The following is an 8,775-nucleotide window of genomic DNA, read 5'->3' as shown; positions in this document are numbered from 1 at the left end:
GGGGGAGGGTGCGCGCTTCTTCGTCCCGCGCGCGGGAGTGCTCACGGCTCACGAGGAAGCCGAAGGCCGCCGCCGTGAAGTACATGAGGATGCTGTAGATGGCCGGGGGAATGGCCATGGTGGGGTTGGCGAGCAGCGTGGGGCTGAGCGCGATGGCGATGGCGAGCATCCCGTTGTGGATGCCGATCTCCATGCCGATGGCCACCGCCTGGCGCTTGGGCAGCCGCAGCAGCAGGGGCACGAAGTAGCCCACCAGCATGCTCGCCACGTTGAAGGCGAGCGCCGCGGCGCCCACCTGCCGGAAGTAGGTCGTCACATTCGAGCGGTCCTGGTACACCGCCGCGCCGATGAGGGTCGCCAGGAACAGGACCGACATCAGGCGAATGGGCTTGTCCAGCTTCATCGCCACTCCCGGGCGGCGCGAGCGCACCAGCATGCCCAGGCTCACCGGCCCGAGCACGATGGCGAAGACCTGGATGATCTTCCCGAACTGCATCGGCACCGCGCGGCCCTCGCCCATGAAGTGCGTCATGGACAGGTTGATGATGAGGGGCAGCGTGAAGAGGGTGAGCGCGCTGTTCACCGCCGTCAGCGTGATGTTGAGCGCGACATCACCGCGGGCCAGGTGGCTGAACAGGTTCGCCGTTGCTCCGCCGGGGGACGCCGACAACAGCATCAACCCCACGGCCAGCTCCGGCGGCAGCCCAAACGCATGCGCGACCAGCGCGCAGACCCCCGGCAGCAGGATCATCTGGCACAGCAGGCCCACCAGCACCGCGCGCGGATAGAGGATGACGCGCTTGAAGTCCTGGAGCGTCAACGACAGGCCCAGGCCCAGCATGATGATGCCCAGTGCCAGCGGCATCAGGACCGCGGTCAAAATGTTTGCCTGCATCTGCCCCCCGTCCAATGTCCAGCGTTGAACGGGAAGCGTGACGCAGTTCGGCCTTCCGCATCAAGCCACCCCCCGTCGTGGCGGATGGCTTACTGCGCGCCCTACCCATGACGCCGGGCGTCAACGCCACTGTGCGACATGAGCAATGTGGTACGGAGTGACTCTGCTATGGGTTTGCGGTGACACCCCCGCGCGTGCCTGTCTTGTCGAAGCGGCGGAAGAAGCTGTCTGTATTCCAGCGAGGGCGTTCGGTTGCATCCGCGACGGTACGGGTGAGCGTGGTGAGCAGCTTGACGAAGTGCGCCGCGCCCTCCTTGTCCATGGGCTGGGCCAGGTCATCCGAGGGCGCGTGGTAGCGCTCGCGGTACCACGTCCTGAAGACCTTCTCCTCCGGGCTGCCCTTGTCGAAGCCGAACTTGAAGGCCAGGGCCGGCACGCCCTCGCGGACGAAGGAGTACTGGTCGCTGCGGATGAAGCGCATCTGGTTGGGCTCGGGGTCCTCCAGCGGCTTGACGCCCTGGGTCTCGGCCACCTTGCGCAGCGGCGCGGCGAGGTTGGACTCCTCCTGGCCGTAGGCAATCACCCGCGTGAGGGGGAAGAGGGGAAGGAACATGTCGAGGTTGAAGTTGGCCACCACGCCGTCGATGGGAACGGGCGGGCGGGCGGCGAGGTAGCGCGAGCCGAGCAGGCCCTTCTCCTCGCCCGTCACCAGCGCGAAGAGGATGGAGCGCCTGGGCTTCGCGGCCTGGAGCGCGCGCGCCACCTCCAGCACCGCGGCCACGCCCGTCGCGTTGTCCATGGCGCCGTTGTAGACGCGGTCGCCCTTCACGGGCTCGCCCACGCCCACGTGGTCCAGGTGCGCGGAGAGGACGACGTACTCCTTCGCGAGCGCCGGGTCGCTGCCGGGCAACAGGCCCACCACGTTGGCGGACTTCACCGGCGCGCGGGTGAACTCCGCGCGGGCCTCGAGGCGCGCGGGCAGCTCGAAGCGGGGCAGCGGCTTGTCCGAGTCCGCGAGCGCGAGGATTTGCTTGAAGGTGTGCGGCGTGCCGGTGAAGAGCTGCTCGGTGCGGTCCGCGTTGAAGGTGACGGCCAGCTTCAGGCCCTGGTCCTCGTTGAGGGACGTGTCGGCGAACTGCATCGCGGGCTTCTTGCGCGCGCCGGCGACGCGAGACCAGGGCACCTCCAGGTGCTTGGGATTCTGGAGGGAGATGTAGCCGATGGCGCCCGCCTTCCTCAGGGCCTTCGCGCGCTCGGCGCTGGACGCGTAGTGGGCGCGCAGGGGGCCGGAGATGGTGGAGGGGCCTCCCGAGAGGAAGACGGCGATCTTCCCCTGGAGGTCCACGCCCGCGAAGTCGTCGTGCCCGGCCTCGGGAATGGACAGGCCATGGCCGATGAACACGAGGGGCGCGTCCACGGTGCCGGACTCGCCCACGCGCGAGGAGATGATGGCGTCCTTGCCCAGCACCAGCGGCGTCTCCTTGCCGCCACGGACGAGCGCCAGGCGCGAGCGTTCCTCCACGAGCGTGCGCGACACCAGCTCCAGCTCCTGGAGGTACGAGTCCCCGACGACGGGCTTCACGCCGAGCGCGGCGAGCTGCTGGGAGACGTACTCGGCGGCCTTGCGGTAGCCCTCACTGCCGGTGTCCCGGCCCTGGAGCGAGTCGCTGGCGAGGAACCGGACATGGCCCCACCAGCGGTCCGCCTCGGGCGACAGGTCGGCGGCGTGGGCGGCCGGGGTGGAGAGGAGGGCCAGGACGGGCAGGAGCAGGGGACGGGACATGATGAGGGCTCGCGGAGGGTGGAACCAGGAGCGTTGGCGGCGTTCCCAACATAAAGACCCGGGACTCATTCCGCTGTCTCACTGATTCCCTGTTTTCTGTTCGCATGACAGCGGACGAGGGGTGGGCCGATGGCCCCGACGCCCGAGACAGCCGAACCCGGGTCGGGTAGGAGGGAAGGCCATGAGTCGAGTCCTGGATGAGTTGTTGGAGCTCCTCAAGCTGGAGCCCATCGAGGAGAACCTCTTCCGTGGCCGGAGCCAGGACCTGGGCTTCCGCAACCTCTTCGGGGGGCAGGTGCTGGGTCAGGCCTTGTCGGCGGCCAGCCAGACGGTGGTACCGGAGCGCCGGGTGCACTCGCTGCACGGCTACTTCCTGCGCGCGGGCGACGCGAGCAAGCCGGTGGTCTACACGGTGGACCGCGTGCGCGACGGCGGCAGCTTCACCACCCGCCGCGTCGTCGCCATCCAGAAGGGCGAGCCCATCTTCACGATGATTGCGTCCTTCCACGTCGAAGAGCCGGGCCTCGCCCACCAGGCGACCATGCCGGACGTGCCGGGGCCGGAGGGGCTGCCCTCGGAGATGGAGCTGCTGCGCCGCAGCGCCGACCGCATCCCCGAGCGGCTTCGCGAGAAGTTCCTCCACGACAAGCCCATCGAAATCCGTCCGGTGGCGTACGCGGACCCCTTCAACCCCACGAAGCGCGAGCCCGTGAAGCACGTGTGGTTCCGCGCCGACGGCGACCTGCCGGACGACCCGCAGGTGCACCGGTACGTGCTGGCCTACTCGTCCGACTTCAACCTCATCGGCACCGCGCTCCTGCCGCACGCGACGAGCTTCTTCCAGCCGAACGTCCAGGGTGCCAGCCTGGACCACGCCCTCTGGTTCCATGGGGACCTGAAGGTGAATGACTGGCTCCTGTACTCCATCGACAGCCCGTGGGCCGGCAACGCGCGCGGCCTCGCGCGGGGGAACATCTTCACCCGCGACGGGCGGCTGGTCGCCTCGGTGGCGCAGGAGGGGCTGCTGCGCATCGTCCAGAAGGGCTCGCGCTGAGCGGGGGCGCTTGTTGAAATCGGGTTTCATTCCGTGGCGGCGTCCGCCCGGAGTGCGTGGCACGATGGAGGACAGTGAAGAACTTCCGGGTCACCCTCATCGCCCTCATCGTGTGGACCGCGGCCTCCGGCGCGCTCGTCGTCCTGCTGCCGCTGGAGCGGGCCATGCCCTTCCTCCTGCTGGGGCTGTGCCTCATCCCGGTGGCGGTGTTCGCCATCGAGCGGCTTCGGGACATGACGCTGACGGCGCGCCCGGACACCACGCCCGCGCCCCCGGTGCCTCCCGAGGCGCTCACCGAGGAGCACCTGCGCCGCGTCTTCGGTGAGGGCGGCGTGACGCCCGCGTGGGTGCCGCGCCTGGGGCCCGCGCCCGCGCCCGTGGATGCGCTGGAGCGGCTGGGGGGACCGCCGGCCTTCCTGGCCCCGGTGGAGTGGCCGCGCTGCCAGCGGTGCGGCACGCAGCTCACCTTCGTCACGCAGCTCGCCGTAGGGCCCGTCCGGCCGCTGCGCTACCGGGAGGAGGGACTGCTCTACGTGTTCCTCTGCCAGCGCGTGGAGTCCGAGAAGGAGGACAGCGGCTGTCTCTGCCAAGACGTGGACTCGGGCGCGGAGCGCTGCTTCGTGCAGACGCGGCCCTCGGGTCCGCTGGCCATCACCGTGGACTCCAGCGGCCCCCGGCTGGCGAGGGGCCGCGCCGTGGAGTCCTGGGAGACGGCGCCCTCGGTGCGGATGCCGTCCGGCGTGGGGACGCCCGAGCAGTACAGTCTGTCCGCCGCCGTCTCCGACCGACTCGAGTTCCAGGTGGGCGGCTTCGCGGAGTGGATTCAGGGCGACGAGACGCCAGGGCCCTGCGCGTGTGGTGCCCCGCGCGAGCTGGTGCTCCAGTTCGACGAGTTCGAGGAGGACCTCAACCTCGGTGGTGCGGGCCGCGCGTACGTGTACGCCTGCTCCGCACGCCATGCGCCCGATGCCTTCTGGTTGTTCTGGCAGACGGCGTAGTCGCCCCCACGACGGCCCACATCCCGCCTGGGGTCGACACGCCACACCGGACTGTGGGGTGCACACCCGCCGCCCGGGTCCGGGAATACACAGTCGCTGCAAACCTGCGGGAGCCTGGGGGTTTCCCGAGGGTGGCACCCTCGTTGCTCAGTGCGTCGGAGTCTCAAACCCCCGAGGCACTGCGTGTCGAAATCGAAATCCTGGGAACTGTCACGCCGGAGTGTCCTGAGAGGTGCGGCTGGCGCGGTGCTCGCGCTGCCCTGGCTGGAGGCCATGTCTCCCTCGGAGGCCCGTGCCCAGGCCGCAGGCTCCAAGCCGCCGCTTCGCTTCGTGGGCATCTTCCACTCCGCGGGTGTCGTTCCCAACCAGTGGTTCCCCACCACCGAGGGTGCCAACTACGCGCTGCCCGCCAGCCTCTCCCCGCTGGAGCCGGTGAAGGGTGACGTGCTCGTGCTGAGCGGGCTGCGGCTCGGCTCGTGGGACTACTACGAACGGACGCACGAGGGCGGCTTCTGGATGATGCTCACCGCGAGCGAGAAGATTGTCGCGGGCTCCACCGACTCCATCGACCAGGTGATTGCCAACGCCACCGCGTCGCAGGTGCGCGTGCCGTCTCTCACGCTCAGCGTGGAGAACAACGGCTACTACGACCCGGGCTACCGCGACAGCAACGGGGACGGCTTCATCGACCCGAAGACGTCCTCGTACGACGACACGCAGGACCACTGCACCGGCGCCGACCACTGCATGGCGACGTTCGCCAGGGGCCAGCGCCTGCCGAACGTCTACAACCCGCGCGTCATCTTCAACCGGCTCTTCGGCTCTCTCACCCAGGAGGGCCCCACGGAGCAGGAGCGGCGCATCTGGAACTACCGCCGCAGCGTGCTGGACCGGGTGACGTCCCAAGCGAAGGCGCTGCAGGGCCGGCTCGGCCGCGCCGACCAGCTCCGGCTGGACGAGTACATGTCCGGCATCCGCACCATCGAACAGGCGATTCAGCGCGCGGAGCAGGGCACGCCCGTGCCCGCGTGCACCCCGGGGGCGCAGCCGGTGGGCATCCCCATGGACCGCACCGCGTACGCCAACCTGATGTGCGACCTCATCGTGAAGGCGTTCGAGTGTGACGCCACGCGTGTGGCCACGCTGATGCTCGGCATGTGCGTGAGCCCGATGACGTTCTCCGTCAACGGCCGCACCTTCTCGCATCACGGCGACGCGTCCCACCACGGCAACGACCCGGTGAAGCTGGCGGCCAAGGTGGAGATCGACAAGTGGCAGGTGTCCCGGCTCACGCACCTCGTGCAGCGGCTGAAGGCGGTGCGCGAGGGGACGGGGTCGCTGCTGGACAACACGGCCGTCTTCTACTCGAGCGACATCTCGCACAGCGACTGGCACAACCACTACGACATGCCCGTCATCCTCGCCGGTGGCGCGGGCGGTGCCTTCCGTCCGGGACGGCACCTGCGCGCGAAGGACAAGCGGTGTGGTGACGTGCTGCTGTCCATCCTCCAGGCCTTCGGCATCCCGCGCGGCAACTTCGGTCCGCTCGCACAGGCACCGCTGTCCGGACTGGCGTGAGGAAGGGGAACGCACCCATGACGCTCATGAACTCGCGCGCGCTCCTCTTCGGACTGCCGCTGCTGCTCGCCGCATGCTCGGGCGACGTCAAGCCCAACGAGTCGCCCTCGCCGAACGACCCGGGATCCTCCGCCGGGGCCTGCGGCGACGGGGCCCACGCCCTGCGCCGCCTCAACCGCGCGGAGTACGACAACACCGTGAGGGACCTGCTCGGTGAGACGAGCCGGCCCGCGTCCACCTTCCCCGCGGACCCCACGGGCGCGGGCTTCGACAACGACGCGAGCCTGCTCAGCGTGTCCCCCGCGCTGGTGGAGGCGTACGAGGCCTCCGCCGGCCGACTCATCGACCAGGCCTGGGCGCGCGACCTGGCGGCGTCCTCTCCTGGCGGCACGGTGCGCGTCCAGGCGGAGACCGCCAGCGCCACCACGGGAGGCAGCGCGGAGAACGGCACCGCGTGGAACCTGTGGTCCAACGGCGACCTGACGACCACCTTCAACTTCGCGCAGCCCGGTGAGTACAAGCTGTCCGTGCGCGCCTGGGGCACGCAGGCGCCGCCGGACCCGGTGAAGATGGAGTGGCTGCTGGACGGTGTGTCGGTGGCCTCGTTCGACGTGCCCGCCACCAGCGCCACGCTGTACACGCGGCAGGTGCGGGTGACGGCGGCCGGGCAGAAGCCATTCGTCGTGCGCTTCACCAACGACGTCTACGACCCGAACACGAACACCGACCGCAACCTGCTGGTGGACTGGCTGGAGGTGACGGCGCCCACCGCCGCGCCCTCGGGACAGGCCGTGCTCCGGGTGTGCGACCCGGCGAAGGCGGGGGAGGAGCCCTGCGCCCGGCAGATTGTCGAGCACCTCGCGCGCCGCGCCTGGCGCCGGCCGGTGACGGAGGCGGAGCTGACGGAGTTGATGGGCGTGTACTCGCTCGTTCGCTCCTCGGGAGACGGCTTCGAGTTGGCGGTGAAGTTCGCGCTGCAGGGCGTGCTGCTGTCGCCGCACTTCCTGTTCCAGGTGGTGGAGACGCCGGCACCGGGCTCGGGGAAGAACGAGCTGACGAGCCGCGAGCTGGCGTCGCGCCTGTCGTACTTCCTCTGGAGCAGCCAGCCCGACACGGAGCTGGCCGCGCTGGCGGAGCAGGACAGGCTGAAGGACCCGGCGGTGCTGGAGGCGCAGGTGCGCCGGATGCTGAAGGACGCGAAGTCCGAGGCGCTGGTGCAGAACTTCGCGGGCCAGTGGCTGGGGCTGCGGCAGGTGGACGGCATCACCCCGGACCCGAGCCTCTTTCCGGGCGTGGACCCGGCGCTCAAGAAGGCCATGCGCGAGGAGGGGGAGAACTTCTTCCGCGTCTTCCTGCAGGAGGACCGCAGCGCGCTGGACCTGCTCGACGCGGACTTCACCTTCGTGAACGACACGCTGGCGAACTACTACGGCCTGCCGCGGCCGGGCTCGGCGACGCCCAAGCGCGTGTCGACGGCGGGAGGCCGGCGGGGCGGGTTGCTCGCGCAGGCGGGTGTGCTGGCGCAGTCGTCGCTGGCGACGCGCACGTCGCCGGTGCGCCGCGGGAAGTGGGTGCTGGGACGGCTGCTGTGCCAGGAGCCGCCCCCGCCGCCTCCGGGCGTTGAGGCGCTGCCCACGACGCTGCCTCCGGGTGCGACGCTGCGGCAGATCACCGAGGCCCACCGCTCGAATCCGTCCTGCTCGGGGTGCCACAACCTGCTGGACCCCATCGGCTTCGGGCTGGAGAACTACGACGCGGCCGGGAAGTGGCGCGAGACGGACAACGGCACGCCGGTGGACGCGGCGGGCAACTTCCAGGGCGCGGCCTTCCAGGGCCCGCGTGAGCTGGCGGCCATCCTCAAGCAGGACCCCGCGTTCTCGACGTGCATCAGCCGGCAGGCGCTGGCGTACGGGCTCGGCCGCGAGCTGACGGACGCGGACGAGGCCGTGGTGCGAAGCGTGGACGCGCGCTTCACGCAGGGCGGTCACCGGTTGCCGGAGTTGATGGTGGCGGTGGCGCTGAGTGACAGCTTCCGGAACCGCTGCCCGGTGCCCGCGGAGGAGTGAGGTCGGGCCCGCGCCGGTGCACATGTGAGTGCGCCGGCGCGGGGCGCGTGGTTAGCTCGGGCCGGGCCGCCCGAGAACCCGCATGCGCTACCGAGAGCTGAACGAACGTTACCCCGAGGTGAACCTGCTGCTCCTGGTCGGGGTGCTGGAGGTGGCGGGCTTCGCCGCGCTGATGGTGTTCCAGCGGTTCGGGACGGATGGGCAGGGGCGGCTGGCGCTGGGGGGCTTCCTGGGGCTGTTGCTGTTCCAGGCGGTGGCGTGCGCGGTGACGCTGGCGTGGGCGCGGGGGGTGGACGGGTGGTCGTTCCAGCGGTTCCGGATGAAGCGGCCGGTGCTGCCGCCGCTGGTGCTGGGCATCCTGGCGGGAGCGTTCGTTGCGCTGGGGATGCTGGGGTACCACC

Annotated in this window: 7 protein-coding genes; 5 read left to right on the top strand and 2 right to left on the bottom strand. The window is 70.2% G+C overall.

Annotated elements, in window-relative coordinates; all coding sequences use genetic code 11:
* Together HG543_RS48180 and HG543_RS48175 are read right to left on the bottom strand one after the other, a co-directional pair.
* The coding region (locus HG543_RS48180) for a bile acid:sodium symporter family protein (RefSeq protein ID WP_169351713.1) at window positions 1-895 on the bottom strand (895 nt) is incomplete at its 3' end.
* A gap of 166 nt (window positions 896-1,061) precedes the next feature.
* The gene (locus HG543_RS48175; RefSeq protein WP_169351712.1) at window positions 1,062-2,678 is read right to left on the bottom strand and encodes a M28 family metallopeptidase; all 1,617 of its coding nucleotides are present in this window, start codon (window positions 2,676-2,678) and stop codon (window positions 1,062-1,064) included.
* Window positions 2,679-2,859: 181 nt separating this feature from the next.
* Between HG543_RS48175 and tesB the strand changes: the two genes are divergently transcribed.
* The 5 genes from tesB to HG543_RS48150 form a co-directional block, all read left to right on the top strand.
* Window positions 2,860-3,732, top strand: coding sequence for an acyl-CoA thioesterase II (gene tesB / locus HG543_RS48170; protein WP_169351711.1), 873 nt, complete (start codon window positions 2,860-2,862; stop codon window positions 3,730-3,732).
* A 74-nt stretch (window positions 3,733-3,806) separates the two neighbouring features.
* Window positions 3,807-4,730: a DUF1963 domain-containing protein gene (locus HG543_RS48165; protein ID WP_169351710.1), complete on the top strand. Its 924-nt coding sequence runs from the start codon at window positions 3,807-3,809 to the stop codon at window positions 4,728-4,730.
* 273 nt (window positions 4,731-5,003) lie between these two features.
* The gene (locus tag HG543_RS48160) at window positions 5,004-6,308 is read left to right on the top strand and encodes a DUF1552 domain-containing protein (protein ID WP_169351709.1); all 1,305 of its coding nucleotides are present in this window, start codon (window positions 5,004-5,006) and stop codon (window positions 6,306-6,308) included.
* Window positions 6,309-6,325: 17 nt separating this feature from the next.
* A complete protein-coding gene (locus HG543_RS48155; protein ID WP_246357830.1) occupies window positions 6,326-8,374 on the top strand; it encodes a DUF1592 domain-containing protein in 2,049 nt (682 codons plus the stop codon).
* Window positions 8,375-8,456: 82 nt separating this feature from the next.
* Window positions 8,457-8,775: hypothetical protein (locus HG543_RS48150; RefSeq protein WP_169351708.1), on the top strand; the 319-nt coding region annotated here is incomplete at its 3' end.

Origin of the sequence: Pyxidicoccus fallax (genome assembly GCF_012933655.1) — a bacterium.
Lineage (GTDB): Bacteria > Myxococcota > Myxococcia > Myxococcales > Myxococcaceae > Myxococcus > Myxococcus fallax.
This window is presented reverse-complemented; position numbering and strand designations above follow the sequence as displayed.

Bases quoted from the DNA above. Each gene is read 5' to 3' on its own strand.
- HG543_RS48175 (WP_169351712.1), bottom strand. From the start codon at position 2,678: ATGTCCCGTCCCCTGCTCCTGCCCGTCCTGGCCCTCCTCTCCACCCCG.
- tesB (WP_169351711.1), top strand. From the start codon at position 2,860: ATGAGTCGAGTCCTGGATGAGTTGTTGGAGCTCCTCAAGCTGGAGCCC.
- HG543_RS48160 (WP_169351709.1), top strand. From the start codon at position 5,004: ATGTCTCCCTCGGAGGCCCGTGCCCAGGCCGCAGGCTCCAAGCCGCCG.
- HG543_RS48155 (WP_246357830.1), top strand. From the start codon at position 6,326: ATGACGCTCATGAACTCGCGCGCGCTCCTCTTCGGACTGCCGCTGCTG.